The organism is Priestia sp. TSO9 (assembly GCF_021029645.1).
GTDB classification, from domain to species: domain Bacteria; phylum Bacillota; class Bacilli; order Bacillales; family Bacillaceae_H; genus Priestia; species Priestia megaterium_E.
The window spans coordinates 28,278-52,780 of the sequence record NZ_JAJEKD010000003.1; the positions used below are offsets into that span (position 1 = coordinate 28,278).

Consider the following 24,503-nt stretch of genomic DNA (forward strand, 5'->3'; position numbering starts at 1 on the left):
TAAAAAACTACAAAACGTTAGTTGACATCCATTCTAGGGAATGATACTATATCAAAGGTGCTCCTATAAACTACCTGTTACTTTGGAGGATATGATAATGTCTTATGAAAAAGTATTACAGGCTGATCATATTATTGTAGGAACAAAGCAGACGGTGAAAGCATTAAAAAAAGGTACAGTAAAGGAAGTCATCATTGCTGAAGACGCTGATTTTTATGTCACCTCCATTGTGGCAAAAACGGCACAGCAAGAAAACGTTCCGTATACGTATGTCCCTTCTATGCGAAAGCTTGGTCAAGCTTGTAGGATAGAAGTTAACGCTGCAACTGTTGCAATTATTAGTTAACACGTTTTTGAACTTTTAGTTTCAAAGACTTTGTTTTTTGCTAAAAAATGAACCACCTGGATGTGTGGTCTTACAAAAGGCGAAAGGAGGAAAATTTAAATGCCTACTATTAACCAATTAATCCGTAATGGTCGTGTGAGTAAAGGTAAAAAATCTGACTCACCTGCTTTAAACAGAGGTTACAACAGCTTCAAAAAAGCTCAAACTAACCAATCTTCTCCACAAAAACGTGGTGTATGTACACGTGTGGGTACTATGACACCGAAGAAACCGAACTCGGCTCTTCGTAAATATGCTCGTGTACGTTTAACAAACGGTATCGAGGTAACAGCTTATATCCCAGGTATTGGTCACAACTTACAAGAACACAGCGTGGTACTTATCCGCGGTGGACGTGTAAAAGATTTACCAGGGGTACGTTACCATATCGTACGTGGTGCACTTGATACTGCTGGTGTGGATGGCCGTATGCAAGGTCGTTCTAAATATGGTACTAAGCGACCAAAAGCAGCTAAAAAATAATAGCTTAACAATTAATAGATAAACTTTTAAAAGTGAAAGGAGGAAGTAGAATGCCACGTAAGGGACCTGTTGCAAAAAGAGACGTATTACCAGATCCGATTTACAATTCTAAGCTTGTATCTCGCTTAATCAACAAAATGATGCTTGATGGAAAGCGCGGTAAGTCACAAGCTATTCTTTATAGAGCATTCGATTTAGTACAAGAGCGCAGTGGTAAAGAAGCTATGGAAGTATTCGACCAAGCTCTTAAAAACATCATGCCTGTACTAGAAGTTAGAGCACGCCGTGTAGGGGGTTCTAACTACCAAGTTCCTGTAGAAGTACGTCCAGAGCGTCGTACTACTTTAGGTCTTCGTTGGTTAGTAAACTATGCTCGTCTTCGTGGAGAAAAAACGATGGAAGAGCGTTTAGCTAACGAAATCCTTGATGCAGCTAACAACACTGGTGCTGCAGTTAAGAAACGTGAAGATACTCACAAAATGGCAGAAGCTAACAAAGCATTTGCTCATTACCGTTGGTAATCTTTTAACGAAACTTTTTAAAAAACAAATTATAATATGGAAGGAGAAATACCTAAGATGGCAAGAGAGTTCTCCTTAGAAAACACTCGTAATATTGGGATCATGGCTCACATTGATGCTGGTAAAACAACAACAACTGAGCGTGTTCTTTATTATACTGGCCGTATCCATAAAATTGGTGAAACTCATGAAGGAGCTTCACAAATGGACTGGATGGAGCAAGAGCAAGAACGTGGTATCACTATCACGTCTGCTGCGACAACTGCTTCTTGGAAAGGTCACCGCGTTAACATCATTGATACTCCTGGACACGTAGACTTCACTGTTGAAGTTGAGCGTTCATTACGTGTACTTGATGGCGCTGTGGCAGTTCTTGATGCTCAATCTGGTGTTGAGCCTCAAACAGAAACAGTATGGCGTCAAGCGACTACGTACGGTGTTCCCCGTGTCGTATTCGTTAACAAAATGGACAAAATTGGTGCTGACTTCTTGTACTCTGTAAAAACGATCCACGATCGTTTAGGTGCAAATGCTCACCCAATTCAGTTGCCAATTGGTGCTGAAGATGAGTTCGAAGCAATCATTGACCTAGTGGAAATGAAAGCATACTTCTACGAAGATGACTTAGGTACTCGTTCAGAGTCTCGTGAAATTCCTGAGGAATACAAAGAGCAAGCTGAAGAATACCGTGCAAGCTTAGTAGAAGCTGTTGCAGAACTTGACGAAGAATTAATGATGAAGTACTTAGACGAAGGCGAGCTTACAGTTGAAGAACTAAAAGCTGGTATCCGTAAAGGTACTTGTGACGTTGAATTCTACCCAGTTATCTGTGGTTCAGCATTCAAAAACAAAGGTGTACAATTAATGCTAGATGCAGTAATTGACTACCTACCATCTCCAGTAGATGTACCAGCAATCCAAGGTATCGTACCTGACACAGAAGAAGAAGTTACGCGTGAGTCTAGCGACAACGCTCCTTTCTCAGCATTAGCGTTCAAAGTTATGACGGACCCTTATGTTGGTAAATTAACATTCTTCCGTGTGTACTCTGGTGTACTAAGCTCTGGTTCATACATCAAAAACTCTACAAAAGGTAAGCGTGAGCGTGTAGGTCGTATCCTACAAATGCACGCTAACTCTCGTGAAGAGATTTCTGAAGTATACGCTGGAGATATCGCGGCAGCTGTAGGATTAAAAGATACTTCTACTGGTGATACTCTATGTGACGAAAAGAGTCTTGTAATTCTTGAGTCTATGGAATTCCCAGAGCCAGTTATCTCTTTATCTGTTGAGCCAAAATCAAAAGCTGACCAAGATAAAATGACTACAGCTCTTCAAAAGTTACAAGAAGAAGATCCAACTTTCCGTGCGGAAACTAATACAGAGACTGGTCAAATCATCATCTCTGGTATGGGTGAGCTTCACCTTGATATCATCGTTGACCGTATGCGTCGCGAATTCAAAGTAGAAGCAAACGTTGGTGCTCCTCAAGTAGCTTACCGTGAAACTTTCCGCGCTGGTGCGAAAGTTGAAGGTAAATTCGCTCGTCAATCTGGTGGTCGTGGACAATTCGGTCACGTTTGGATTGAGTTCGAACCTAACGAAGAAGGAAAAGGCTTTGAATTTGAGAACAAAATCGTTGGTGGTGTAGTTCCACGTGAATACATCCCTGCAGTTCAAGCTGGTCTTGAAGATGCATTACAAAACGGTGTTGTTGCTGGTTATCCATTAATCGATATCAAAGCTGCTTTAGTTGATGGATCTTACCATGACGTTGACTCAAGTGAGATGGCGTTTAAAATTGCCGCTTCTATGGCTCTTAAAAACGCAGTATCAAAATGTAGCCCAGCTATCCTTGAACCAATGATGAAGGTTGAAGTTGTTATCCCTGACGAATACTTAGGAGATATCATGGGTGACATTACGTCTCGTCGTGGACGTGTAGAAGGTATGGAAGCACGCGGTAACGCTCAAGTTGTACGTGCATTCGTTCCACTTTCTGAAATGTTTGGTTATGCAACTGCATTACGTTCAAACACTCAAGGTCGCGGAACATATTCTATGCACTTCGATCACTACGAAGAAGTTCCTAAATCAATTTCAGAAGAAATTATTAAAAAAAATAAAGGTGAATAATTGATTTTCACTCTTTATTGAAGTATAACTACTTATGTACGCTGTGAAAGTGGAGCTCATTCCCTTTCACGGCCTCATAAAACATAAACTACATGAATTTTAAGGAGGATTTTCGAATGGCTAAGGAAAAATTCGACCGTTCAAAAACACATGCCAATATCGGTACAATTGGTCACGTTGACCATGGTAAAACAACTTTAACAGCTGCTATCACTACTGTTCTTGCTAAGAAAAGTGGTAAAGGTGCAGCAATGGCTTACGACATGATCGACGCTGCTCCAGAAGAGCGCGAGCGTGGAATCACAATCTCAACTGCACACGTTGAGTACGAAACTGACACTCGTCACTATGCACACGTTGACTGCCCAGGACATGCTGACTATGTTAAAAACATGATCACTGGTGCTGCTCAAATGGATGGCGGTATCTTAGTAGTATCTGCTGCTGATGGTCCAATGCCACAAACTCGTGAGCACATCCTTCTTTCTCGTCAAGTAGGTGTACCTTACCTAGTTGTATTCTTAAACAAATGTGACATGGTAGACGACGAAGAGCTACTTGAATTAGTAGAAATGGAAGTACGTGACCTTCTTTCTGAATACGACTTCCCTGGTGACGATGTACCAGTAATCAAAGGTTCTGCTCTTAAAGCTCTTGAAGGCGAAGCTGATTGGGAAGCTAAAATCATCGAGCTTATGGACGCTGTTGATGAGTACATCCCAACTCCAGAACGTGACACTGAAAAACCATTCATGATGCCAGTTGAGGACGTATTCTCAATCACTGGTCGTGGTACAGTTGCTACAGGTCGTGTAGAGCGTGGACAAGTTAAAGTTGGTGACGTTATCGACATCATCGGTTTAACTGAAGAGCCAAAATCTACTACTGTAACAGGTGTAGAAATGTTCCGTAAGCTTCTTGACTATGCTGAAGCTGGCGACAACATCGGTGCTTTACTTCGTGGTGTAGCACGTGAAGAAATCCAACGTGGACAAGTATTAGCTAAACCAGGCTCAATCACTCCACACACTAAATTTACTGCTGAAGTATACGTTCTTTCTAAAGACGAAGGTGGACGTCACACTCCATTCTTCACAAACTACCGTCCACAGTTCTACTTCCGTACAACTGATGTAACTGGTATTTGTAACTTACCTGAAGGCGTAGAAATGGTAATGCCTGGCGACAACATCGAAATGACTGTTGAACTTATCGCTCCAATCGCGATTGAAGAAGGTACTAAATTCTCAATCCGTGAAGGTGGACGTACAGTAGGCGCTGGCGTTGTAGCTAAAATCAGCGAGTAATTTCTCGTTTCAGTAAAGGGAGTAGGGTAACCTACTCCCTTTTTTATTTGGTGATAAAAGGTAAAGATAGTTTTTACTATTACACTTGCAAAATGATCTCCTTTTATATATAATGAAAAAAGTGTGCGACACATAAAAAAGTTTTTTAACTTTATTGTTGCAATATGAACCCATTTTTAGTATAATAAAAATGTTGGTCTTTGACTGCGATGATGCGGAAGGTTGCCGACACACCCGGCCGCTTTGCCATGGCGAGTGTGGGGAAATTTCCGCGGAGAATGTCTATTGTAAAATAGGCGAAAAAGGAGGGAAAATAATGGCAAAAGAAAAAATTCGCATTCGTTTAAAAGCATATGATCACAGAATTCTTGATCAATCTGCTGAGAAAATCGTAGAAACTGCAAAACGTTCTGGTGCGGCTGTATCTGGTCCGATTCCATTACCGACTGAAAAATCAATTTATACAATTCTACGTGCAGTACACAAATATAAAGATTCTCGTGAGCAGTTCGAAATGCGCACGCATAAACGCTTAATTGATATCGTGAATCCAACACCACAAACTGTTGATTCATTAATGCGTTTAGACTTACCATCTGGTGTAGATATCGAAATTAAACTTTAATTTAAAATAAAGAATGAAAAGATACTTAGGAGGTGTGACTAATGGCCAAAGGAATCTTAGGAAGAAAGATCGGTATGACTCAAGTATTTGCTGAAAATGGTGACTTGATCCCAGTAACAGTAATTGAAGCTTCTGCTAACGTAGTTCTTCAAGTTAAAAACGCTGAGACAGACGGTTACGAAGCAATCCAATTAGGTTTCGAAGATATCCGTGAAAAACTATCTAACAAACCTGCAAAAGGACATGCTACTAAAGCTAATACTGCTCCTAAGCGCTTCATCCGTGAGTTACGCGGTGTGGACGCTTCAGCATATGAAGTTGGTCAAGAAGTCAAGGTTGATATTTTCGCAGAAGGCGATGTAATTGATGTAACAGGAATCTCAAAAGGTAAAGGTTTCCAAGGTGCTATTAAACGCCACGGACAATCTCGCGGACCTATGTCTCATGGTTCTCGCTACCACCGTCGCCCAGGTTCAATGGGTCCTGTAGCTCCAAACCGCGTATTCAAAGGTAAATTATTACCAGGACGCATGGGTGGAGAGCGCATCACTGTGCAAAACTTATCAATCGTTAAAGTTGACGCAGAACGCAATCTTTTATTAGTAAAAGGTAACGTGCCAGGAGCTAGAAAATCTCTAGTTACTGTTAAATCTGCAGTTAAATCTAAATAATAATTCTTCGAGAAAGGAGGAATAACCAATGCCAAAAGTAGCATTGTTTAACCAAAACGGTGAAAACGTTGGAGAAATCGAACTTCAAGATGCCGTTTTCGGTATCGAACCAAACAACAAAGTACTTTTCGACGCGATCGTAATGCAACGCGCATCTCAACGTCAAGGTACTTCTAAAGTTAAAAATCGTTCTGAAGTAAGAGGCGGTGGCCGTAAGCCATGGCGTCAAAAAGGTACTGGTCGTGCTCGTCAAGGATCTATCCGTTCTCCACAATGGCGTGGCGGTGGCGTAGTATTTGGTCCAGTTCCAAGAAGCTATAGCTACAAATTACCTAAAAAAGTTCGTCGTTTAGCAATTAAGTCTGCATTATCAACTAAAGTTCAAGATAACAGCATCGTTGTTCTTGAAGCTCTTTCTTTTGATGCTCCAAAAACAAAAGAAATGGTAGCAGTTCTTAAAAACCTAACAGTAGAACGCAAAGCATTAGTAGTAACTGCTGATCTTAACGAAAACGTTGCACTTTCAGCACGTAATATTCCTGGTGTAACAGTTGTTGCAGCTAATGGTTTAAGCGTATTAGACGTTATGAACCATGATAAGCTTGTAATCACTAAAGACGCAGTTGAAAAAGTAGAGGAGGTGCTTGCATAATGAAAGATCCTCGTGATATTATTAAGCGCCCCGTAATTACAGAACGTTCAACAGACTTAATGGCTGAGAAAAAATATACGTTTGATGTTGATGTAAGAGCTAATAAAACTGAGGTTAAAGATGCTATCGAAAAAATCTTTGACGTAAAAGTTGAAAAAGTAAACATCATGAACTACAAAGGTAAATTCAAGCGTGTAGGTCGCTACAGTGGTCTTACTAACCGTCGTCGTAAAGCGGTAGTAACACTAACTCAAGAGAGCAACGAAATCGAATTCTTCGAAGCTTAAGATTACTAGAGAAGGAGGGAAATTGAGATGGCGATTAAAAAGTATAAACCAACCTCAAATGGTCGTCGTGGCATGTCAGTTTCTGATTTCGCTGAAATTACTACTGACAAACCAGAAAAATCGTTACTTGCACCTGTCAAGAGAAAAGGTGGTCGTAACAACCAAGGTAAATTGACTGTTCGTCACCAAGGTGGTGGGCACAAGCGTCAATACCGTATCATCGATTTTAAACGCGATAAAGATGGAATACCTGGACGCGTTGCTACAATCGAATATGATCCAAACCGTTCAGCTAACATCGCATTAATTCATTATGCTGATGGTGAAAAACGTTACATCCTTGCTCCTAAAAACCTAAAAGTAGGTTTAGAAGTTATGTCAGGTCCTGAAGCTGACATTAAAGTAGGTAACGCGCTTCCTTTAGCTAACATTCCTGTTGGTACAGTAGTACACAACATCGAATTGAAACCTGGTAAAGGTGGACAATTAGTTCGTTCTGCAGGTACATCTGCTCAAGTACTTGGTAAAGAAGGTAAATACGTATTAGTACGTTTAACTTCTGGTGAAGTACGCATGATTCTTGCAACTTGTCGTGCAACTGTAGGTCAAGTTGGTAACGAACAACACGAGTTAATCAACATCGGTAAAGCCGGTCGTTCTCGTTGGTTAGGTATCCGTCCAACTGTACGTGGTTCTGTAATGAACCCTAACGATCACCCACACGGTGGTGGTGAAGGACGTGCTCCAATCGGACGTAAGTCTCCAATGAGTCCATGGGGTAAACCAACACTTGGTTACAAAACTCGTAAGAAGAAAAACAAATCCGATAAATTTATCGTTCGTCGTCGTAAAAAATAACGGGATTGAGCTACGGTTCAAACGAACCGTAGGACAATCACGAAGGGAGGTTCATTTATGGGTCGCAGCTTAAAGAAAGGACCTTTTGTAGATGACCATTTAATCAACAAAATTGAGAAGTTAAACGAAACTGACAGCAAGCAAGTAGTAAAAACTTGGTCTCGTCGTTCAACTATCTTCCCTCAGTTCATTGGTCATACAATTGCTGTATATGACGGTCGTAAACATGTACCAGTTTATGTTACTGAAGACATGGTAGGTCACAAACTTGGTGAATTCGCACCATCTCGTACTTACAAAGGTCACGCAAGTGATGATAAGAAAACAAGACGCTAATATGAGAGGAGGCTTTTAAATGCAAGCTAAAGCTGTCGCGAGAACAGTACGTATTGCTCCTCGTAAAGTTCGTTTAGTTGTAGATTTAATTCGAGGTAAGCAAGTGGGTGAAGCGCTAGCAGTGCTACTTCACACGCCAAAGGCTGCTTCTCCAGTCGTTGAGAAAGTATTAAAATCTGCTATTGCCAATGCAGAACACAATTATGAAATGGACGCTAACAATTTAGTTATTACTGACGCTTTTGTTAACGAAGGTCCAACTTTAAAACGTTTCCGTCCACGCGCTATGGGACGTGCAAGCCAAATTAACAAGCGCACAAGCCACATCACAATCGTGGTATCAGAAAAGAAGGAGGGATAATTCATGGGTCAAAAGGTAAATCCGGTCGGTCTTCGCGTCGGTGTCATCCGTGATTGGGAATCAAGATGGTTCGCTGGCAAAGACTACGCTGACTTATTACATGAAGACTTAAAAGTACGTGAATATATCGCTAAACGTTTAAACGATGCAGCTGTTTCTAAAGTTGAAATCGAACGCGCTGCTAACCGCTTAAACGTAACGATCCACACTGCAAAACCTGGTATGGTAATTGGTAAAGGTGGTACTGAAGTAGAATCACTTCGTAAAGCTCTTAACCAATTAACAGGCAAGCGTGTACACATTAACATCCTTGAAATTAAACGAGCAGATTTAGATGCTAAACTAGTAGCTGAAAACATTGCTCGCCAACTTGAGAACCGTGTATCATTCCGTCGTGCTCAAAAGCAAGCTATCCAACGTAGCATGCGTGCTGGCGCACAAGGTATCAAAACAATGGTATCTGGTCGTTTAGGCGGCGCTGATATTGCTCGTTCTGAATATTACAGTGAAGGTACAGTTCCACTTCATACACTTCGCGCTGATATTGACTATGCTCACGCTGAAGCAGATACTACTTATGGTAAACTTGGTGTGAAAGTATGGATCTATCGTGGAGAGGTTCTTCCTACTAAAAAGAAAACTGAGGAAGGAGGAAAATAATTATGTTATTACCAAAACGCGTTAAATATCGTCGCGAACACCGCGGAAAAATGCGTGGACGCGCTAAAGGTGGTACGGAAGTACATTTCGGTGAATTCGGTTTACAAGCTACTGAAGCTTCTTGGATTACAAACCGTCAAATCGAAGCTGCTCGTATCGCAATGACTCGTTACATGAAACGTGGCGGTAAAGTATGGATTAAAATTTTCCCTTCTAAACCTTATACTGCTAAGCCTCTAGAAGTCCGAATGGGTTCTGGTAAAGGTGCTCCTGAAGGTTGGGTAGCAGTTGTTAAACCTGGAAAAGTAATGTTTGAAATTTCAGGTGTATCTGAAGAGGTTGCACGTGAAGCTTTACGTTTAGCTGCACACAAGCTACCTGTAAAATGTAAGTTTGTAAAACGTGAAGAAATTGGTGGTGATTCTAATGAAAGCTAATGAAATTCGTGACCTTACCACTGCTGAAATTGAACAAAAAGTTAAGGCTTTAAAAGAAGAGTTGTTTAACCTTCGTTTCCAATTAGCGACTGGACAATTAGAGAATACTACTCGTATTCGCGAAGTGCGCAAATCGATCGCTCGTATGAAAACTGTAGTTCGTGAAAGAGAGATTGCTGCTAATAAATAATTAAGTCTGAGAGGAGGCTTTCAGAATGAGTGAACGCAACCAACGTAAAGTTTACACTGGCCGCGTAGTTTCTGACAAAATGGATAAGACTGTTACTGTTCTTGTTGAAACTTACAAAAAGCATTCGCTTTATGGCAAGCGTGTAAAATACTCAAAGAAATTCAAAGCTCACGATGAAAACAATACAGCTCAACTAGGCGATATCGTGAAGATCATGGAAACTCGTCCGTTATCAGCTACTAAACGTTTCCGTCTAGTAGAAGTTGTAGAAAAAGCTGTTATCATCTAATAGTTAAGATAGATCGGATAAGAATGATTCATCCGAAGGGAGGTTTCGTACATGATTCAACAAGAATCTCGTTTAAAAGTTGCAGACAACTCTGGTGCACGTGAGGTACTTACTATTAAAGTACTTGGTGGTTCAGGTCGCAAGACAGCAAACATTGGTGATGTTATCGTTTGTACGGTGAAACAAGCAACACCAGGAGGCGTTGTTAAAAAAGGTGACGTTGTTAAAGCTGTTGTTGTACGTACAAAAAGTGGTGTTCGCCGTACTGACGGTTCTTACATCCGTTTCGACGAAAATGCTTGCGTAATCATCCGTGACGACAAAGGACCACGTGGTACTCGTATCTTCGGACCAGTTGCTCGTGAATTACGTGATAACAACTTCATGAAGATCGTATCATTAGCTCCAGAAGTTATCTAATTGATATATAGAACAAATACAAAATGCCTTTTAAGGAGGTGCGAATAGGATGCATGTTAAAAAGGGCGACAAAGTAGTGGTTATCTCTGGTAAAGACAAAGGTAAGCAAGGTGAAGTACTTGCAGCTTTCCCAAAGAAAGACCGTGTACTTGTTGAAGGTGTGAACGTTGTGAAAAAACACTCTAAACCTTCTCAAGTAAATCCACAAGGTGGAATCGTTAGCCAAGAGGCACCTATCCACGTATCAAACGTAATGCCGTTGGATCCTAAATCTGGTGAGCCAACTCGTGTTGGGTACCAAGTTATCGATGGCAAAAAGGTACGTGTAGCAAAAAAATCTGGTGAAACTTTAGATAAATAATTAATGAAATGTGAAGGGAGGTTTAGTTCACATGAACCGTCTTAAAGAGAAATTTACAAAAGAGATTACTCCTGCTCTAGTTAGCAAGTTTAATTATGAATCTGTAATGCAAGTGCCAAAAATCGACAAGATCGTAATCAACATGGGTATCGGTGATGCTGTTTCTAACTCAAAAGCTTTAGATAACGCTGTTGAAGAACTAGCTGAAATCACTGGTCAAAAACCTGTTGTAACTCGTGCGAAAAAATCTATCGCTGGTTTCCGTCTTCGTGAAGGTATGCCAATCGGTGCGAAAGTTACTTTACGCGGCGAGCGTATGTACGAATTCTTCGATAAACTAGTATCAGTATCACTTCCACGTGTGCGTGATTTCCGTGGTGTATCTAAAAAAGCATTTGATGGTCGTGGAAACTACACGTTAGGTGTTAAAGAACAATTGATCTTCCCAGAGATCGATTATGATAAAGTAACTAAAGTTCGTGGTATGGATATCGTTATTGTTACAACAGCAAACACTGATGAAGAAGCTCGTGAGCTTTTAACTCAGTTCGGTATGCCATTCCAGAAGTAATAACTGCCAACGTTAAGCAGAGGAGGCGAAAATGTGGCTAAAAAATCAATGATTGCGAAGCAAAAACGCCAGCAAAAATTCCAAGTACAAGAGTATACACGTTGCGAACGTTGTGGACGTCCACACTCAGTACTACGTAAATTCAAGCTTTGCCGTATTTGTTTCCGTGAGCTTGCTTATAAAGGTCAAATTCCTGGTGTTAAAAAAGCTAGTTGGTAAAACCCAAGTTTGGGAAGGAGGTAAATTAATATGGTAATGACTGATCCTATTGCAGATTTACTAACTCGTATCCGCAATGCGAACATGGTTCGTCATGAGAAAATTGAAGTTCCTGCTTCTAACATTAAGAAGCAAATTGCAGAAATCCTTAAGCGTGAGGGTTTCGTACGTGATGTAGAATACATCGAAGACAACAAACAAGGTATTATCCGTATCTTCTTAAAATACGGTTCAAATAACGAACGTGTAATTACAGGCTTAAAACGTATCAGTAAACCTGGTCTACGTGTTTATGCAAAAAATAACGAAGTACCACGTGTACTTAACGGTTTAGGTATCGCAATCGTTTCTACTTCTCAAGGTGTTTTAACTGACAAAGAAGCTCGTCAAAAGCAAGCTGGTGGAGAAGTATTAGCGTACGTTTGGTAATAAGTTTTAAATGTGAATGGAGGTGTAACTATGTCACGTGTTGGTAAAAAGCCTTTAGAACTTCCAGCAGGTGTTACAGTTACGAACGAGAGCAACACTGTAACTGTAAAAGGACCAAAGGGTGAATTAACTCGTACATTCCACCCTGAAATCGAAATTAAAGTTGAAGACAACGTATTAGTTGTTAATCGTCCTAGTGACAATAAAGAGCACCGCGCTCTTCACGGAACTACTCGTAGCCTTTTAGGTAACATGGTTGAAGGTGTTACTAAAGGATTCGAACGTGGTTTAGAATTAGTCGGTGTAGGTTACCGTGCACAAAAATCTGGTAGCAAATTAGTATTGAGCGTTGGATACTCTCACCCAGTTGAGATTACTCCTGAAACAGGAATCGAAATCGAAGTTCCTTCTCAAACTAAGATCGTTATTAAAGGTATTGATAAAGAACGCGTAGGTGCATTAGCTGCAAATATTCGTGACGTTCGTCCACCAGAGCCTTACAAAGGTAAAGGTATTCGTTACGAAGGCGAATATGTACGTCGTAAAGAAGGTAAAACTGCTAAGAAGTAATGCCGGTTAGGTAAAAGAAAGGAGTGCCCGAAATGATCACGAAGCTTGATAAAAACAAAGTTCGTAAAAAAAGACATGCTCGTGTTCGTGCGAAGTTATCTGGAACTGCAACTCGTCCGCGTTTAAACGTGTTCCGTTCTAATCAACATATTTACGCACAAGTTATCGACGATTTAAATTCAGTAACAATCGCAAGTGCTTCAACGTTAGATAAAGACCTGACTTTAGAAAGCACTGGTAACACTGAAGCTGCTATCAAAGTTGGCGAATTAGTCGCTAAACGCGCAGTAGAAAAAGGTGTAAACGAAGTAGTATTCGACCGTGGCGGTTATTTATATCATGGCCGTGTTAAAGCATTAGCTGACGCTGCTCGTGAAGCTGGATTACAATTCTAATTGTAAAAGGAGGGAAAATCATGCGTCGTATTGATCCAAATAAATTAGAGCTTGAAGAACGTGTTGTTACCGTTAACCGCGTAGCTAAAGTTGTGAAAGGTGGACGTCGTTTCCGCTTCGCTGCATTAGTTGTAGTTGGTGACAAAAACGGTCACGTTGGATTCGGTACTGGTAAAGCACAAGAGGTACCAGATGCAATCCGTAAAGCAATTGAAGATGCGAAGAAAAACTTAATTACTGTACCTATGGTTGGTACAACTATTCCACACGAAATCCTTGGACAATTTGGTGCAGGTCAAATTTTCTTAAAACCTGCTTCTGAAGGTACAGGAGTTATCGCTGGTGGCCCAGTTCGTGCGGTACTAGAATTGGGTGGAGTAAGTGATATTCTATCTAAATCTTTAGGTTCAAACACTCCAATCAACATGGTACGTGCAACTCTTAACGGTTTAGCTAACCTAAAACGTGCTGAAGATGTTGCAAAACTACGTGGCAAGACTGTAGAAGAACTGTTAGGATAAGGGAGGGATATAGAATGGCAAACAAACTAGCAATTACCCTTACTCGTAGCGTAATTGGTCGTCCAGAAGATCAACGTGTAACTGTTCGTACACTTGGCCTACGTAAGTTAAATCAAACTGTCGTTCAAGACGATAATCCTGCAATTCGCGGAATGATTAACAAAGTAGCTCACCTTGTTACAGTAAAAGAGCAATAAGTATAAATTGTCACTCTTAAGGAGGTGCTCCGGAATGAAACTTCATGAATTGAAACCAGCTGAAGGTTCACGTAAAGTACGTAACCGTGTAGGTCGTGGTACTGGTTCAGGTAACGGAAAGACTTCAGGTAAAGGTCACAAAGGGCAAAACGCTCGCTCTGGCGGTGGCGTAAGACCTGGCTTCGAAGGTGGTCAAACTCCTTTATTCCGTCGTCTTCCAAAACGTGGGTTCACTAATATCAATCGCAAAGAATACGCGATCGTTAATTTAGAAGCTCTTAACCGTTTTGAAGATGGAACTGAAGTAACACCAGAATTATTAATCGAAACTGGTTTAGTAAGCAAAGCAAAAGCTGGCGTTAAAGTACTAGGAAACGGTACATTAAACTCTAAGCTAACTGTTAAAGCTGCTAAATTCTCTTCAACTGCTAAAGAAGCTATCGAAGCTGCTGGCGGTACAGTTGAGGTGATCTAATGTTTCAAACAATCTCCAATTTAATGCGCGTGCGTGAAATAAGACAAAAAATCTTTTTCACTTTGTTAATGTTAATTGTCTTCCGAATTGGTACATTTATTCCTGTACCAAGTGTTAATACGGATGTACTAAAATTGCAAGATGGGTTAAATGTATTCGGGGTTCTGAATACATTTGGCGGCGGCGCGTTAAAAAACTTCTCCATTCTTGCTATGGGCATTATGCCTTATATTACAGCATCCATCATCGTCCAATTATTGCAGATGGATGTTGTACCTAAGTTTACAGAATGGTCAAAGCAGGGAGATGTTGGGCGCCGTAAATTAGCTCAAGTAACTCGTTATGGAACAATTGTGCTTGGATTTATCCAGGCTTTAGGTATGTCTATAGGATTCAACAATATTTCGGGCGGACAATTGATCGCTAATCCAGGAATTTCTACGTATCTTCTAATTGCTACAGTGTTAACGGCAGGTACTGCCTTCTTAATGTGGTTAGGAGAGCAGATTACTGCAAAAGGCGTAGGTAACGGTATTTCCATCATTATCTTTGCTGGGATTGCAGCTGGTATTCCGACAACATTAAATCAAATTTATGCACAGCAATTTGAAGACGTTGGGGATCAATTATTCATTCGTATCGTAACGGTAGTTTTAATTGCGATTGCAGTTTTAGCTATTATTGTTGGGGTTATTTACTTCCAACAAGCGCTACGAAAAATTCCTATTCAATATGCAAAGGGTTCAGCTGGTCGTAATCCTGTTGGAGGTCAATCCACTCATTTACCGTTAAAAGTAAATGCTGCTGGGGTTATTCCTGTTATCTTTGCAGTTTCATTTATTATCACACCACCAACAATTGCATCATTTTTCGGTCCAAATGATGTAACGACGTGGATTCAGAATACATTTGACTATACTAAGCCAATTGGTATGATAGTGTATGTAGCGTTAATCATTGCTTTTTGTTACTTCTATACATTTGTTCAAGTTAACCCTGAACAAGTAGCAGAGAACTTGAAAAAGCAAGGTGGCTACATCCCAGGCATCCGTCCTGGTAAAAGCACACAAGCTTATTTAACGAAAGTGTTATATCGTCTGACATTAATCGGTTCGATATTCCTTGCGTTAATTGCTGTGTTGCCGGTTCTGTTCATCAAAATTGCAAACTTACCATCATCTGCTCAGATCGGCGGTACTAGTTTGTTAATTGTTGTCGGTGTAGCTCTTGAGACAATGAAACAGCTTGAGAGTCAATTAGTGAAACGCCATTATAAGGGATTTATTAAGTAAAGCTGTTTAGTGGGAAGCAAGCTGCTTTCCCATTAAACGGATAAGATACTGAGGGGGAAGCAAGAAATGAATTTAGTGTTAATGGGCCTTCCTGGTGCTGGGAAAGGTACTCAAGCAGAAAAAATCGTTGAGCATTACGATATCCCTCATATCTCAACAGGAGATATGTTCCGAGCTGCAATTAAAGAAGGAACGCAACTAGGTTTAAAAGCTAAATCATTTATGGACCAAGGTAACCTTGTTCCTGATGAAGTAACAATTGGAATTGTGCGCGAGCGTTTAAACAAACAAGATTGTGAAAACGGCTTTTTACTTGATGGCTTCCCAAGAACAGTAGCCCAAGCAGAAGCTCTTGAAACAATTACAAAAGAACTAAACAAGCAAATTGATTATGTGATTAATATTGATGTAGATCAAAGCATTTTAATGGAGCGTCTTACTGGACGCCGCATTTGTAAAGATTGCGGAGCTACTTACCACTTAGTATTCAATCCTCCTACGAAAGAAGGAGTTTGTGACAAATGTGGCGGAGAGCTTTACCAACGTGCAGATGACAATGCTGAGACGGTTTCAACTAGACTTTCAGTTAATGTTAAACAATCTCAACCTCTACTTGATTTCTATCAAGAAAAAGGTTATCTACGTAATATTAATGGTAATCAAGATATTAACATTGTGTTTGAGGATGTTCGTCAATTACTTGCTGGGGTTAAGCAATGATCATTTGCAAGACACCAGAGGAAATTGAGGTCATGCGTGAAGCTGGACGAATCGTGGCTTTAACTCATCAAGAGTTAAAAAAGCATATCGCTCCAGGTATTACGACTATAGAATTGGATGCAATTGCTGAAAATTTTATTCGTCAACATGATGCAATTCCGTCTTTTAAAGGGTATAATGGTTTTCGCGGCAGTGTATGTGCTTCTGTGAATGAAGAATTAGTTCATGGTATTCCGGGTGAACGCAAGCTTAATGAAGGAGATATCATCAGTTTAGACATCGGAGCTAAATTCGGTGGCTATCACGGTGATTCAGCTTGGACATATGGAGTAGGAAAGATTTCATTAGAAAATCAAGAGCTGCTTGATGTGACTGAGCAATCTCTCTACAAGGGATTAGCAGAAGCTAAGCCGGGTGAGCGTTTGTCGAATATTTCACATGCTATTCAACAGTACGCAGAATCACGTAACTTTTCGATTGTAAGAGAATATGTTGGCCATGGGGTCGGCAAAGACTTACATGAAGATCCGCAAGTACCTCATTATGGTCCACCGAATAAAGGACCGCGTCTACGTCCAGGCATGGTATTGGCAGTTGAGCCAATGGTGAATGCTGGTATGCGATATGTAAAAACATTACCTGATAACTGGACAGTTGTCACAGTAGATGGTAAAATGTGTGCGCACTTCGAACATACTATTGCAATTACTGAGACGGGATATGAAATTCTGACAGCATTGTAATGTTAAAGGATGTTATCTCTATCCATTCCTCGCTAGATGCACTGGACAGTAAACAGTAATTATCTAAATTCACGATGATCGTTTTTCGTCTGAATTGCTGTTAAAATGGTAAAGATGTATATTAGCGTCAATCATCTTGAATTTAATGATTACGATCTCCGGATGTTCAGAACAGGTTCTTTTTAAGTCGTTTAATGATAGCTTGTTACTGTTTCAAAGAAAGGAGAGCACTTTAATGGCAAAAGACGATGTAATTGAAGTTGAAGGTACAGTTGCTGAAACTTTACCTAACGCTATGTTCAAGGTAGAATTAGAAAATGGTCATACAGTACTTGCTCACGTATCAGGAAAAATTCGCATGCATTTCATTCGAATCTTACCTGGTGATAAAGTAACTGTAGAATTGTCACCATACGATTTAACTCGCGGTAGAATTACGTACCGTTTCAAATAAAACCTATGCACTCCGTACTATCAAGGAGGTATGAAACATGAAAGTCAGACCATCAGTTAAACCAATCTGCGAAAAATGTAAAGTTATCCGTAGAAAAGGTAAAGTAATGGTAATTTGTGAAAACCCTAAGCATAAACAAAAACAAGGTTAATCAATAAGGAGGTGCACTATTCATATGGCACGTATTGCTGGTGTTGATATTCCTCGTGACAAGCGTGTAGTAATTTCATTAACATACATTTTCGGTATTGGTCGTCCAACTGCTGAAAAAGTTCTAGCTGAAGCTGGAGTTTCTGAAGATACTCGCGTTCGTGACTTAACAGAAGAAGAATTAGGTAAAATTCGTGATATTTTAGATAGCTATAAAGTAGAAGGCGATCTTCGTCGTGAAGTTTCTTTAAACATCAAACGTTTAATTGAGATTGGTTCATACCGTGGTATCCGCCACCGTCGTAGTTTACCAGTTCGTGGTCAAAACAGTAAAAACAATGCTCGTACACGTAAAGGCCCACGCCGTACTGTAGCGAACAAGAAGAAATAATTAGTAAGGGAGGTCATTAACAGATGGCACGTAAAACTAATACACGTAAACGTCGCGTGAAAAAGAATATTGAAGCTGGTGTAGCTCATATTCGCTCAACGTTTAACAACACTATTGTAACAATTACAGATGTTCACGGTAATGCGATTGCTTGGTCTAGTGCAGGCGCACTTGGCTTCAGAGGTTCTCGTAAATCTACTCCATTTGCTGCGCAAATGGCTGCTGAAACTGCTGCTAAAGTTTCTATGGATAACGGAATGAAAACTCTTGAAGTTACAGTTAAAGGCCCTGGTGCTGGTCGTGAAGCAGCTATCCGTGCTCTTCAAGCTGCAGGTTTAGAAGTAACAGCTATTAAAGATGTTACTCCTGTACCTCACAACGGATGCCGCCCACCAAAACGTCGTCGTGTATAATTAATATGTATAGATTCTATTTCGTTGTCTATAATGATGATGGTGTAGAATTTATTCATGCAACGAAATGTTTTCCATTTGTTGTGCACATTCGGGAACTGTCTAATAGGGAATTTCGGTTAGGCATTTGAGAAATCAGCCGTCTAGCCGAGGTTTCGACGTTTTGAAGGAGGGTTTATATTGATAGAGATTGAAAAGCCAAAAATCGAAACGGTAGAAATCAGCGATGATAGAAAGTACGGTAAATTCGTCGTCGAACCACTTGAGCGTGGATATGGTACTACTTTGGGTAACTCCTTACGTCGTATCCTATTATCCTCACTCCCTGGTGCAGCTGTAACATCTATTCAAATTGAAGGTGTATTACATGAATTTTCAACAGTTCCTGGAGTTGTTGAAGATGTAACAAACATCATTTTAAACGTTAAAAAGTTAGCGTTAAAGATTTACTCTGATGAAGAGAAAACACTTGAGATCGATGTTAAAGGTCCTGGTACAGTAACGGCTGCTGACATTCAAGCAGACAGCGATATCGAAGTTCTAAATCCGGATCTTCATATTGCAACACTTGAGTCAGATGCTCATTTCCGTATGAGACTTACTGCTCGCACAGGTCGAGGTTATAATCCTGCCGATGCTAACAAGCGTGAAGACCAACCAATTGGTGTACTTCCAATTGATTCAATCTATACGCCTGTTACTCGCGTATCGTATTATGTAGAGAATACTCGTGTTGGTCAAATGACAAATTACGATAAGTTAACGTTGGATGTTTGGACTGACGGTAGCATCGAGCCAGAAAAAGCTGTTGCTTTAGGTGCAAAGATTCTAACTGAACACTTAAATATCTTCGTTAACTTAACAGATGAAGCTCAAAAAGCAGAGATCATGGTAGAAAAAGAAGAAGACCAGAAAGAAAAAGTTCTAGAGATGACGATCGAGGAACTGGATTTATCTGTTCGTTCTTACAACTGCTTAAAACGAGCAGGCATCAATACTGTACAAGAGCTTGCTAATAAAACAGAAGAAGATATGATGAAAGTTCGTAACTTAGGCCGTAAATCTTTAGAAGAAGTTAAAGCTAAACTTGAAGAATTAGGTTTGGGTCTACGTAAGGACGACTGATTATATCTACCTGTTTAACTACTTAACAAAGGAGGGGACCTCACATGTCTTACCGTAAATTAGGTCGTACAAGCGCACAACGCAAGGCGCTTCTTCGTGATTTAACAACTGATTTAATCATCAGTGAACGCATTGAGACAACTGAAGCTCGTGCAAAAGAATTACGTTCAACTGTTGAAAAAATGATTACTTTAGGTAAACGTGGAGATCTACACGCTCGTCGTCAAGCTGCATCTTACATCCGTAATGAAGTAGCTAACGAAGAAGCTGGTCAAAGCGCTTTACAAAAACTATTCAGCGATATTGCTACTCGCTACGAAGATCGCCAAGGCGGTTACACTCGTATCTTAAAAGTTGGACCTCGCCGTGGTGACGGTGCTCCAATGGTTATCATTGAATTAGTTTAATATTTTTAATACAGATAGAAAAGGGCGAGACAGTGTGTAACTAGTCGTTGCCCTTTTTTTATACCTAAAACCGGGTAAATAGCGTAAAAAATCAATGTAGGCAATGCTGCAATAGAAAAAGCTGAGAGGAAGATAGCGTTGAAAGAAATGTCTTTAGAGGTAAAAGATTTATGCTTTCGATACGATCCTGAAGCAGACCTAACATTAGATCACCTTTCTCTCTCTGCTTATAAAGGTGAATGGTTAGCGATAGCTGGACATAATGGATCTGGTAAGTCGACGCTGGCACGAATTCTAAACGGCCTTTTGCTACCTGAAAAAGGAACGGTTCGAGTGGGCGATACTCTTTTATCTGAAGAAACAATATGGGATGTGCGTAAGCAGATTGGAATGGTGTTTCAAAATCCAGATAATCAATTTGTTGGCTCAACCGTTCAAGACGATATTGCGTTTGGGCTTGAAAACAACGGGATTCCATTTGAGATTATGGAAAAACGTATACCTGAAGCAATCGAAATGGTCAATATGAGTGCTTTTCTGGATCAAGAGCCTCATCAGCTATCAGGTGGACAAAAACAGCGTGTGGCCATTGCGGGTATAATCGCCGTACAGCCATCTGTCATCATTCTAGATGAAGCAACATCTATGTTAGATCCTATTGGGCGAACTGAAGTACTTGAAACTGTTAGAAAATTAAAAGAAGAAAAACAACTGACGGTTATTTCAATTACTCACGATTTAGATGAAGTAGCAATGGCTGATAGAGTCGTTGTGATGAACAAAGGGAAGATCTATGCAACAGGTACTCCACGCGAAGTATTTGCATTAGGTTCCAAGTTAACGGATATTGGACTAGACTTGCCGTTTTCCGTTAAACTAAGCCATCGTTTTGCTTCCGTAGGAATTCCTTTATCAAAAATTCATTTAACAGATGAGGACTTGGTGGACGAACTATGGACATTATATTCAAAGAAGTAGAGCATCGTTATCAAGTTAATACACCATTTGAACGAATTGCTCTACATGACTTAAATTTAAACATTCAATCAGGTACATTTTTGGCTGTTATTGGCCATACTGGTTCTGGGAAATCAACAATCATACAGCATCTGAATGCCTTATTGAAGCCAACTGCTGGTGAAATTCAAATCGGTGAGCGTACCATTAAAGCCAATCGAAAAGAAAAGAATTTAAAAGCTATTCGTCAGCAAGTAGGCGTGGTGTTTCAATTTCCAGAACATCAGCTTTTTGAAGAAACGGTGGAAAAAGATATAGCTTTTGGACCAATGAATTATGGCGTTTCGGAAGAAGAAGCAAAGCAAAAAGCAAGAGAGCTTATCAAGTTAGTAGGGTTGCCAGAAGACATTCTCACCAGATCTCCTTTTGATTTGAGTGGTGGACAAATGCGGCGTGTAGCGATAGCAGGTATTCTAGCGATGAATCCTAGTGTGCTAATTTTAGATGAACCAACTGCTGGATTGGACCCTAGAGGGCGTCAAGAAATTATGAATATGATTTATCATCTTCATAAAGAAAAAGGCTTGACGACGATTCTCGTGACTCATAGCATGGAAGATGCAGCTATGTACGCGGATGAGCTAATTGTGATGAATAAGGGAACGATTGCGATGAAAGGGTCACCTAGAGAAGTATTTGGTCAGCATACGCAGCTAAAAGAATATGGATTGGATGTTCCAGAATCACTTCGCTTTATGCTGAAGCTGCAAGAGAAATTTCAGCTTGAAGCATCGGATACGGTTATTACCTTTTCTGAAGTGGTAGAGAAAGTGCAGCACCTTATGCAGCAAGGTGAACGATTATGATGAACTCAATCATTATTGGTAAGTATGTGCCGGGTCATTCTGTTGTCCATCGAATGGATCCCCGAGCCAAGCTGCTTCTTGTATTTGCGTATGTATTAATTGTGTTTTTAGCAAATAACCCTATCGGCTATGCTTTTTTAGGTGTGTATACCCTTATGATAGTGACCATGAGTAAAGTGCCCGTTTCGTTTATTTTAAGAGGGTTAAAGCCCGTTATGTTTATTATTATCATCACGTTTCTTTTGCACATTTTTATGACAAAGGAAGGTCCTCTTTTGTTTGAATGGGGATGGTTTTCTGTCTATAAAGGCGGCCTTATTCAAGGTGTTTTAATTTCCTTGCGCTTCTTGTTCTTAATTTTAATTACGACGATGCTAACTTTAACGACTACGCCTATTGAAGTAACAGATGGAATGGAAAGCTTGCTGAATCCATTTAAAAAGCTCAAGCTTCCTGTACACGAATTAGCTTTAATGATGTCCATTTCTCTTCGCTTTATTCCTACATTGATGGAAGAGACAGATAAAATTATTAAAGCGCAGACAGCACGAGGAGTGGACTTTAGCAGCGGCCCCATTACGGATCGTTTGAAAGCTGTGGTTCCTTTGCTTGTTCCTCTATTTATAGGTTCATTTAAGCGCGCTGAAGAGCTGGCTATTGCCATGGAGGCAAGGGGTTATAAAGGCGGAGAAGGGCGTACAAAGTATCGTCAATTGAAATGGGGAAGCATAGATACAATTATGCTTTTACTTCTGCTGGCAGTAGCAGTTGTTTTAGTGCTGATTAGAACGTAAAGATTGTTTGGTGAAAAGATGAAACGTTTAAAATGTATAGTTGCATACGATGGCACACACTTTTCAGGTTATCAAGTTCAGCCCAATAAGCGAACTGTTCAACTGGAGATTGAAGCTGTTTTAGAGAAAATGCATAACAAAAAAGTGCCGATTTACGCCTCTGGACGAACGGACACAAATGTTCATGCACAGGGGCAAGTCATTCATTTTGATACAAACCTAAATATTCCATGTGATAAGTGGAAAAAAGCATTGAATTCAATGCTACCAGATGATATTGTAATGAAGAATGTATGTGAAGTTGATGCACATTTTCACGCCCGGTATGACGTTACTTCAAAAGAGTATCGCTATCATATTTTGCGCGGCGAAGATCGAAATCCTTTCACTCGTTCTTATGCATACCATTACCCTTATCCATTAGACTACTCAAAAATGAAAAAAGCCATCACATATTTACTCGGTACACACGACTTCACAAGCTTTTGTTCAGCGAGGACAGAAGTGGAAGATAAGATTCGTACGATTTACAAGATTGATATGTATGAAGAGAATAGTCAGCTTGTGTTTAGATTCGTTGGAAGTGGCTTTCTGTATAATATGGTTCGTATTCTTGTTGGAACGCTTTTAGAAGTAGGACAAGGCCGTATTGAACCAGATGCTATAAAAGATATTCTAGAAAGCAAATCACGTCCTCGTGCAGGGAAAACTGCGCCTTCGCAAGGGCTATATTTATGGCGCGTTTTCTATGACAACTAAACCTGGTGTAACATTTTCTTGACATTAGTAGCTTAAAGATATAATATATCATATGGTATGTATTTTAACCCCACGGTTAGCCCCGGAAATTAATCGTGTTGAAATAGAAGGTTGAAATAATTTTATAATTGATGATGAAAATTAGGAGGGAAACTCATGCGTACAACTTTCATGGCGAAAGCAAACGAAGTAGAGCGTAAATGGTATGTTGTCGATGCTGAAGGTAAAACTTTAGGTCGTTTAGCAAGTGAAGTAGCATCAATCTTACGCGGTAAACATAAACCAACTTTTACACCACATGTTGATACTGGTGATCACGTGATCCTTATCAATGCGTCAAAAATCGAACTAACAGGTAAAAAATTAACTGATAAAATTTATTACCGTCACAGCATGCACCCAGGTGGTTTGAAACAACGTACAGCATTAGAAATGCGTACTAACTACTCTGAGAAAATGCTTGAATTAGGAATCAAAGGCATGCTTCCAAAAGGTAGCCTAGGCCGTCAAATGTTCAAAAAATTACATGTGTATGCTGGTGAAACACATCCACATGAAGCACAAAAACCAGAAGTTTACGAACTTCGCGGATAATTAATAAGAGGAGGTTATTATCTTGGCACAGGTACAATATTACGGAACTGGTCGTCGTAAAAGCTCTGTTGCTCGTGTACGTTTAGTACCAGGTAACGGTCGCGTAACAATCAACGGTCGTGAAATCGAAGAATACATTCCATTTGCTGCACTACGTGAAGTAGTAAAACAACCACTTGCTTTAACTGAAACTGTAGGTAACTATGACGTATTTGTAAACGTTAATGGTGGAGGTTATGCAGGTCAAGCTGGCGCTATTCGTCACGGAATCTCTCGTGCTTTATTAGAAGCAGACCCTGAATACCGTGGAACATTAAAACGTGCTGGTCTATTAACTCGTGACGCTCGTGCGAAAGAACGTAAAAAATACGGTCTTAAAGGCGCTCGTCGTGCACCACAATTCTCAAAACGTTAATTTTATATTACGTTTCAAGCCTTGGTCTTTGGACCAAGGCTTTTTTTATTTGTTGTTTGCGTATGAG

At 40.2% G+C, this 24,503-nt stretch carries 41 protein-coding genes; all 41 read left to right on the forward strand.

Annotated features, from left to right (window positions below; all coding sequences use genetic code 11):
- Positions 1-97: 97 nt before the first annotated feature.
- On the forward strand, positions 98-346 hold the full coding sequence (locus LJC66_RS00515; RefSeq protein ID WP_013054921.1) for a 50S ribosomal protein L7ae-like protein: 249 nt from the start codon (positions 98-100) through the stop codon (positions 344-346).
- Between the two features lie 99 nt (positions 347-445).
- Complete coding sequence (gene rpsL, locus LJC66_RS00520) at positions 446-868, forward strand: 30S ribosomal protein S12 (RefSeq protein WP_013054922.1); 423 nt, start codon at positions 446-448, stop codon at positions 866-868.
- Positions 869-918: 50 nt separating this feature from the next.
- The gene (gene rpsG / locus LJC66_RS00525; RefSeq protein ID WP_013054923.1) at positions 919-1,389 is read left to right on the forward strand and encodes a 30S ribosomal protein S7; all 471 of its coding nucleotides are present in this window, start codon (positions 919-921) and stop codon (positions 1,387-1,389) included.
- 57 nt (positions 1,390-1,446) lie between these two features.
- Positions 1,447-3,525: an elongation factor G gene (gene fusA, locus LJC66_RS00530; protein WP_028410367.1), complete on the forward strand. Its 2,079-nt coding sequence runs from the start codon at positions 1,447-1,449 to the stop codon at positions 3,523-3,525.
- Positions 3,526-3,641: 116 nt separating this feature from the next.
- Complete coding sequence (gene tuf, locus LJC66_RS00535; protein WP_013081371.1) at positions 3,642-4,832, forward strand: elongation factor Tu; 1,191 nt, start codon at positions 3,642-3,644, stop codon at positions 4,830-4,832.
- Positions 4,833-5,148: 316 nt separating this feature from the next.
- Positions 5,149-5,457 carry a 30S ribosomal protein S10 gene (gene rpsJ / locus LJC66_RS00540; protein ID WP_013054926.1) on the forward strand — a complete coding sequence of 103 codons (309 nt, stop codon included), beginning with the start codon at positions 5,149-5,151 and terminating at the stop codon, positions 5,455-5,457.
- Positions 5,458-5,498: 41 nt separating this feature from the next.
- Positions 5,499-6,128: a 50S ribosomal protein L3 gene (gene rplC, locus LJC66_RS00545; RefSeq protein ID WP_013054927.1), complete on the forward strand. Its 630-nt coding sequence runs from the start codon at positions 5,499-5,501 to the stop codon at positions 6,126-6,128.
- A gap of 28 nt (positions 6,129-6,156) precedes the next feature.
- Positions 6,157-6,780 carry a 50S ribosomal protein L4 gene (gene rplD / locus LJC66_RS00550; protein WP_013054928.1) on the forward strand — a complete coding sequence of 208 codons (624 nt, stop codon included), beginning with the start codon at positions 6,157-6,159 and terminating at the stop codon, positions 6,778-6,780.
- The gene (gene rplW, locus LJC66_RS00555; protein WP_013054929.1) at positions 6,780-7,067 is read left to right on the forward strand and encodes a 50S ribosomal protein L23; all 288 of its coding nucleotides are present in this window, start codon (positions 6,780-6,782) and stop codon (positions 7,065-7,067) included. The genes rplD and rplW overlap by 1 nt, the downstream gene beginning before the upstream one ends.
- Before the next feature lie 27 nt (positions 7,068-7,094).
- Positions 7,095-7,925 carry a 50S ribosomal protein L2 gene (gene rplB / locus LJC66_RS00560; RefSeq protein WP_013054930.1) on the forward strand — a complete coding sequence of 277 codons (831 nt, stop codon included), beginning with the start codon at positions 7,095-7,097 and terminating at the stop codon, positions 7,923-7,925.
- A gap of 57 nt (positions 7,926-7,982) precedes the next feature.
- Positions 7,983-8,261, forward strand: coding sequence for a 30S ribosomal protein S19 (rpsS, locus tag LJC66_RS00565; protein ID WP_013054931.1), 279 nt, complete (start codon positions 7,983-7,985; stop codon positions 8,259-8,261).
- A 19-nt stretch (positions 8,262-8,280) separates the two neighbouring features.
- Positions 8,281-8,622, forward strand: coding sequence for a 50S ribosomal protein L22 (gene rplV / locus LJC66_RS00570; RefSeq protein ID WP_013054932.1), 342 nt, complete (start codon positions 8,281-8,283; stop codon positions 8,620-8,622).
- A gap of 3 nt (positions 8,623-8,625) precedes the next feature.
- A complete protein-coding gene (gene rpsC / locus LJC66_RS00575; RefSeq protein ID WP_013054933.1) occupies positions 8,626-9,282 on the forward strand; it encodes a 30S ribosomal protein S3 in 657 nt (218 codons plus the stop codon).
- Positions 9,283-9,284: 2 nt separating this feature from the next.
- Positions 9,285-9,719: a 50S ribosomal protein L16 gene (rplP, locus tag LJC66_RS00580; RefSeq protein ID WP_013054934.1), complete on the forward strand. Its 435-nt coding sequence runs from the start codon at positions 9,285-9,287 to the stop codon at positions 9,717-9,719.
- On the forward strand, positions 9,709-9,909 hold the full coding sequence (gene rpmC, locus LJC66_RS00585) for a 50S ribosomal protein L29 (RefSeq protein WP_013054935.1): 201 nt from the start codon (positions 9,709-9,711) through the stop codon (positions 9,907-9,909). The genes rplP and rpmC overlap by 11 nt, the downstream gene beginning before the upstream one ends.
- Positions 9,910-9,934: 25 nt before the next feature.
- Complete coding sequence (gene rpsQ / locus LJC66_RS00590; protein ID WP_013054936.1) at positions 9,935-10,198, forward strand: 30S ribosomal protein S17; 264 nt, start codon at positions 9,935-9,937, stop codon at positions 10,196-10,198.
- A 51-nt stretch (positions 10,199-10,249) separates the two neighbouring features.
- Positions 10,250-10,618: a 50S ribosomal protein L14 gene (gene rplN / locus LJC66_RS00595; protein ID WP_013054937.1), complete on the forward strand. Its 369-nt coding sequence runs from the start codon at positions 10,250-10,252 to the stop codon at positions 10,616-10,618.
- Positions 10,619-10,667: 49 nt separating this feature from the next.
- Positions 10,668-10,979 carry a 50S ribosomal protein L24 gene (rplX, locus tag LJC66_RS00600; protein WP_013054938.1) on the forward strand — a complete coding sequence of 104 codons (312 nt, stop codon included), beginning with the start codon at positions 10,668-10,670 and terminating at the stop codon, positions 10,977-10,979.
- Between the two features lie 31 nt (positions 10,980-11,010).
- Positions 11,011-11,550, forward strand: coding sequence for a 50S ribosomal protein L5 (gene rplE, locus LJC66_RS00605; RefSeq protein WP_013054939.1), 540 nt, complete (start codon positions 11,011-11,013; stop codon positions 11,548-11,550).
- Between the two features lie 33 nt (positions 11,551-11,583).
- Positions 11,584-11,769, forward strand: coding sequence for a type Z 30S ribosomal protein S14 (locus tag LJC66_RS00610; protein WP_013054940.1), 186 nt, complete (start codon positions 11,584-11,586; stop codon positions 11,767-11,769).
- A gap of 30 nt (positions 11,770-11,799) precedes the next feature.
- The gene (gene rpsH / locus LJC66_RS00615) at positions 11,800-12,198 is read left to right on the forward strand and encodes a 30S ribosomal protein S8 (RefSeq protein ID WP_028410368.1); all 399 of its coding nucleotides are present in this window, start codon (positions 11,800-11,802) and stop codon (positions 12,196-12,198) included.
- A 30-nt stretch (positions 12,199-12,228) separates the two neighbouring features.
- A complete protein-coding gene (rplF, locus tag LJC66_RS00620) occupies positions 12,229-12,768 on the forward strand; it encodes a 50S ribosomal protein L6 (protein WP_013054942.1) in 540 nt (179 codons plus the stop codon).
- Positions 12,769-12,800: 32 nt separating this feature from the next.
- The gene (rplR, locus tag LJC66_RS00625; protein ID WP_013054943.1) at positions 12,801-13,163 is read left to right on the forward strand and encodes a 50S ribosomal protein L18; all 363 of its coding nucleotides are present in this window, start codon (positions 12,801-12,803) and stop codon (positions 13,161-13,163) included.
- Positions 13,164-13,183: 20 nt separating this feature from the next.
- Positions 13,184-13,684, forward strand: coding sequence for a 30S ribosomal protein S5 (gene rpsE / locus LJC66_RS00630; protein WP_013054944.1), 501 nt, complete (start codon positions 13,184-13,186; stop codon positions 13,682-13,684).
- A gap of 14 nt (positions 13,685-13,698) precedes the next feature.
- The gene (gene rpmD, locus LJC66_RS00635) at positions 13,699-13,881 is read left to right on the forward strand and encodes a 50S ribosomal protein L30 (protein ID WP_013054945.1); all 183 of its coding nucleotides are present in this window, start codon (positions 13,699-13,701) and stop codon (positions 13,879-13,881) included.
- A 34-nt stretch (positions 13,882-13,915) separates the two neighbouring features.
- Positions 13,916-14,356: a 50S ribosomal protein L15 gene (gene rplO, locus LJC66_RS00640; RefSeq protein WP_013054946.1), complete on the forward strand. Its 441-nt coding sequence runs from the start codon at positions 13,916-13,918 to the stop codon at positions 14,354-14,356.
- Positions 14,356-15,648, forward strand: coding sequence for a preprotein translocase subunit SecY (gene secY, locus LJC66_RS00645; protein WP_013054947.1), 1,293 nt, complete (start codon positions 14,356-14,358; stop codon positions 15,646-15,648). Before rplO ends, secY begins: the two co-directional genes overlap by 1 nt.
- 66 nt (positions 15,649-15,714) lie before the next feature.
- Positions 15,715-16,368 carry an adenylate kinase gene (locus tag LJC66_RS00650; RefSeq protein WP_230931639.1) on the forward strand — a complete coding sequence of 218 codons (654 nt, stop codon included), beginning with the start codon at positions 15,715-15,717 and terminating at the stop codon, positions 16,366-16,368.
- Positions 16,365-17,111: a type I methionyl aminopeptidase gene (gene map, locus LJC66_RS00655; RefSeq protein WP_014462024.1), complete on the forward strand. Its 747-nt coding sequence runs from the start codon at positions 16,365-16,367 to the stop codon at positions 17,109-17,111. Before LJC66_RS00650 ends, map begins: the two co-directional genes overlap by 4 nt.
- A 235-nt stretch (positions 17,112-17,346) precedes the next feature.
- Positions 17,347-17,565, forward strand: a complete 219-nt coding sequence (infA, locus tag LJC66_RS00660) for a translation initiation factor IF-1 (RefSeq protein WP_010285101.1) — start codon at positions 17,347-17,349, stop codon at positions 17,563-17,565.
- A 37-nt stretch (positions 17,566-17,602) separates the two neighbouring features.
- Complete coding sequence (gene rpmJ / locus LJC66_RS00665) at positions 17,603-17,716, forward strand: 50S ribosomal protein L36 (RefSeq protein WP_003156543.1); 114 nt, start codon at positions 17,603-17,605, stop codon at positions 17,714-17,716.
- Positions 17,717-17,740: 24 nt separating this feature from the next.
- A complete protein-coding gene (gene rpsM / locus LJC66_RS00670; protein WP_013054950.1) occupies positions 17,741-18,106 on the forward strand; it encodes a 30S ribosomal protein S13 in 366 nt (121 codons plus the stop codon).
- A gap of 23 nt (positions 18,107-18,129) precedes the next feature.
- The gene (gene rpsK, locus LJC66_RS00675; protein WP_013054951.1) at positions 18,130-18,519 is read left to right on the forward strand and encodes a 30S ribosomal protein S11; all 390 of its coding nucleotides are present in this window, start codon (positions 18,130-18,132) and stop codon (positions 18,517-18,519) included.
- A gap of 180 nt (positions 18,520-18,699) precedes the next feature.
- On the forward strand, positions 18,700-19,644 hold the full coding sequence (locus LJC66_RS00680; RefSeq protein ID WP_013054952.1) for a DNA-directed RNA polymerase subunit alpha: 945 nt from the start codon (positions 18,700-18,702) through the stop codon (positions 19,642-19,644).
- Positions 19,645-19,688: 44 nt separating this feature from the next.
- The gene (rplQ, locus tag LJC66_RS00685) at positions 19,689-20,051 is read left to right on the forward strand and encodes a 50S ribosomal protein L17 (protein ID WP_013054953.1); all 363 of its coding nucleotides are present in this window, start codon (positions 19,689-19,691) and stop codon (positions 20,049-20,051) included.
- A 138-nt stretch (positions 20,052-20,189) separates the two neighbouring features.
- Entirely contained in the window at positions 20,190-21,029 is an 840-nt protein-coding gene (locus tag LJC66_RS00690; protein ID WP_013054954.1) for an energy-coupling factor ABC transporter ATP-binding protein, read from the forward strand.
- The gene (locus tag LJC66_RS00695; RefSeq protein ID WP_098332917.1) at positions 21,005-21,874 is read left to right on the forward strand and encodes an energy-coupling factor ABC transporter ATP-binding protein; all 870 of its coding nucleotides are present in this window, start codon (positions 21,005-21,007) and stop codon (positions 21,872-21,874) included. The genes LJC66_RS00690 and LJC66_RS00695 overlap by 25 nt, the downstream gene beginning before the upstream one ends.
- Positions 21,871-22,668 carry an energy-coupling factor transporter transmembrane component T family protein gene (locus LJC66_RS00700; RefSeq protein ID WP_230931640.1) on the forward strand — a complete coding sequence of 266 codons (798 nt, stop codon included), beginning with the start codon at positions 21,871-21,873 and terminating at the stop codon, positions 22,666-22,668. Before LJC66_RS00695 ends, LJC66_RS00700 begins: the two co-directional genes overlap by 4 nt.
- An 18-nt stretch (positions 22,669-22,686) precedes the next feature.
- Complete coding sequence (gene truA / locus LJC66_RS00705) at positions 22,687-23,427, forward strand: tRNA pseudouridine(38-40) synthase TruA (protein WP_013054957.1); 741 nt, start codon at positions 22,687-22,689, stop codon at positions 23,425-23,427.
- A gap of 156 nt (positions 23,428-23,583) precedes the next feature.
- On the forward strand, positions 23,584-24,021 hold the full coding sequence (rplM, locus tag LJC66_RS00710; RefSeq protein ID WP_013054958.1) for a 50S ribosomal protein L13: 438 nt from the start codon (positions 23,584-23,586) through the stop codon (positions 24,019-24,021).
- Between the two features lie 22 nt (positions 24,022-24,043).
- Positions 24,044-24,436, forward strand: coding sequence for a 30S ribosomal protein S9 (gene rpsI, locus LJC66_RS00715; RefSeq protein ID WP_013054959.1), 393 nt, complete (start codon positions 24,044-24,046; stop codon positions 24,434-24,436).
- Positions 24,437-24,503 lie beyond the last annotated feature (67 nt).

Bases quoted from the DNA above. Each gene is read 5' to 3' on its own strand.
- LJC66_RS00515 (WP_013054921.1), top strand. From the start codon at position 98: ATGTCTTATGAAAAAGTATTACAGGCTGATCATATTATTGTAGGAACA.
- rpsL (WP_013054922.1), top strand. From the start codon at position 446: ATGCCTACTATTAACCAATTAATCCGTAATGGTCGTGTGAGTAAAGGT.
- rpsG (WP_013054923.1), top strand. From the start codon at position 919: ATGCCACGTAAGGGACCTGTTGCAAAAAGAGACGTATTACCAGATCCG.
- fusA (WP_028410367.1), top strand. From the start codon at position 1,447: ATGGCAAGAGAGTTCTCCTTAGAAAACACTCGTAATATTGGGATCATG.
- tuf (WP_013081371.1), top strand. From the start codon at position 3,642: ATGGCTAAGGAAAAATTCGACCGTTCAAAAACACATGCCAATATCGGT.
- rpsJ (WP_013054926.1), top strand. From the start codon at position 5,149: ATGGCAAAAGAAAAAATTCGCATTCGTTTAAAAGCATATGATCACAGA.
- rplC (WP_013054927.1), top strand. From the start codon at position 5,499: ATGGCCAAAGGAATCTTAGGAAGAAAGATCGGTATGACTCAAGTATTT.
- rplD (WP_013054928.1), top strand. From the start codon at position 6,157: ATGCCAAAAGTAGCATTGTTTAACCAAAACGGTGAAAACGTTGGAGAA.
- rplW (WP_013054929.1), top strand. From the start codon at position 6,780: ATGAAAGATCCTCGTGATATTATTAAGCGCCCCGTAATTACAGAACGT.
- rplB (WP_013054930.1), top strand. From the start codon at position 7,095: ATGGCGATTAAAAAGTATAAACCAACCTCAAATGGTCGTCGTGGCATG.
- rpsS (WP_013054931.1), top strand. From the start codon at position 7,983: ATGGGTCGCAGCTTAAAGAAAGGACCTTTTGTAGATGACCATTTAATC.
- rplV (WP_013054932.1), top strand. From the start codon at position 8,281: ATGCAAGCTAAAGCTGTCGCGAGAACAGTACGTATTGCTCCTCGTAAA.
- rpsC (WP_013054933.1), top strand. From the start codon at position 8,626: ATGGGTCAAAAGGTAAATCCGGTCGGTCTTCGCGTCGGTGTCATCCGT.
- rplP (WP_013054934.1), top strand. From the start codon at position 9,285: ATGTTATTACCAAAACGCGTTAAATATCGTCGCGAACACCGCGGAAAA.
- rpmC (WP_013054935.1), top strand. From the start codon at position 9,709: ATGAAAGCTAATGAAATTCGTGACCTTACCACTGCTGAAATTGAACAA.
- rpsQ (WP_013054936.1), top strand. From the start codon at position 9,935: ATGAGTGAACGCAACCAACGTAAAGTTTACACTGGCCGCGTAGTTTCT.
- rplN (WP_013054937.1), top strand. From the start codon at position 10,250: ATGATTCAACAAGAATCTCGTTTAAAAGTTGCAGACAACTCTGGTGCA.
- rplX (WP_013054938.1), top strand. From the start codon at position 10,668: ATGCATGTTAAAAAGGGCGACAAAGTAGTGGTTATCTCTGGTAAAGAC.
- rplE (WP_013054939.1), top strand. From the start codon at position 11,011: ATGAACCGTCTTAAAGAGAAATTTACAAAAGAGATTACTCCTGCTCTA.
- rpsH (WP_028410368.1), top strand. From the start codon at position 11,800: ATGGTAATGACTGATCCTATTGCAGATTTACTAACTCGTATCCGCAAT.
- rplF (WP_013054942.1), top strand. From the start codon at position 12,229: ATGTCACGTGTTGGTAAAAAGCCTTTAGAACTTCCAGCAGGTGTTACA.
- rplR (WP_013054943.1), top strand. From the start codon at position 12,801: ATGATCACGAAGCTTGATAAAAACAAAGTTCGTAAAAAAAGACATGCT.
- rpsE (WP_013054944.1), top strand. From the start codon at position 13,184: ATGCGTCGTATTGATCCAAATAAATTAGAGCTTGAAGAACGTGTTGTT.
- rpmD (WP_013054945.1), top strand. From the start codon at position 13,699: ATGGCAAACAAACTAGCAATTACCCTTACTCGTAGCGTAATTGGTCGT.
- rplO (WP_013054946.1), top strand. From the start codon at position 13,916: ATGAAACTTCATGAATTGAAACCAGCTGAAGGTTCACGTAAAGTACGT.
- secY (WP_013054947.1), top strand. From the start codon at position 14,356: ATGTTTCAAACAATCTCCAATTTAATGCGCGTGCGTGAAATAAGACAA.
- LJC66_RS00650 (WP_230931639.1), top strand. From the start codon at position 15,715: ATGAATTTAGTGTTAATGGGCCTTCCTGGTGCTGGGAAAGGTACTCAA.
- map (WP_014462024.1), top strand. From the start codon at position 16,365: ATGATCATTTGCAAGACACCAGAGGAAATTGAGGTCATGCGTGAAGCT.
- infA (WP_010285101.1), top strand. From the start codon at position 17,347: ATGGCAAAAGACGATGTAATTGAAGTTGAAGGTACAGTTGCTGAAACT.
- rpmJ (WP_003156543.1), top strand. From the start codon at position 17,603: ATGAAAGTCAGACCATCAGTTAAACCAATCTGCGAAAAATGTAAAGTT.
- rpsM (WP_013054950.1), top strand. From the start codon at position 17,741: ATGGCACGTATTGCTGGTGTTGATATTCCTCGTGACAAGCGTGTAGTA.
- rpsK (WP_013054951.1), top strand. From the start codon at position 18,130: ATGGCACGTAAAACTAATACACGTAAACGTCGCGTGAAAAAGAATATT.
- rplQ (WP_013054953.1), top strand. From the start codon at position 19,689: ATGTCTTACCGTAAATTAGGTCGTACAAGCGCACAACGCAAGGCGCTT.
- LJC66_RS00695 (WP_098332917.1), top strand. From the start codon at position 21,005: ATGGACATTATATTCAAAGAAGTAGAGCATCGTTATCAAGTTAATACA.
- LJC66_RS00700 (WP_230931640.1), top strand. From the start codon at position 21,871: ATGATGAACTCAATCATTATTGGTAAGTATGTGCCGGGTCATTCTGTT.
- truA (WP_013054957.1), top strand. From the start codon at position 22,687: ATGAAACGTTTAAAATGTATAGTTGCATACGATGGCACACACTTTTCA.
- rplM (WP_013054958.1), top strand. From the start codon at position 23,584: ATGCGTACAACTTTCATGGCGAAAGCAAACGAAGTAGAGCGTAAATGG.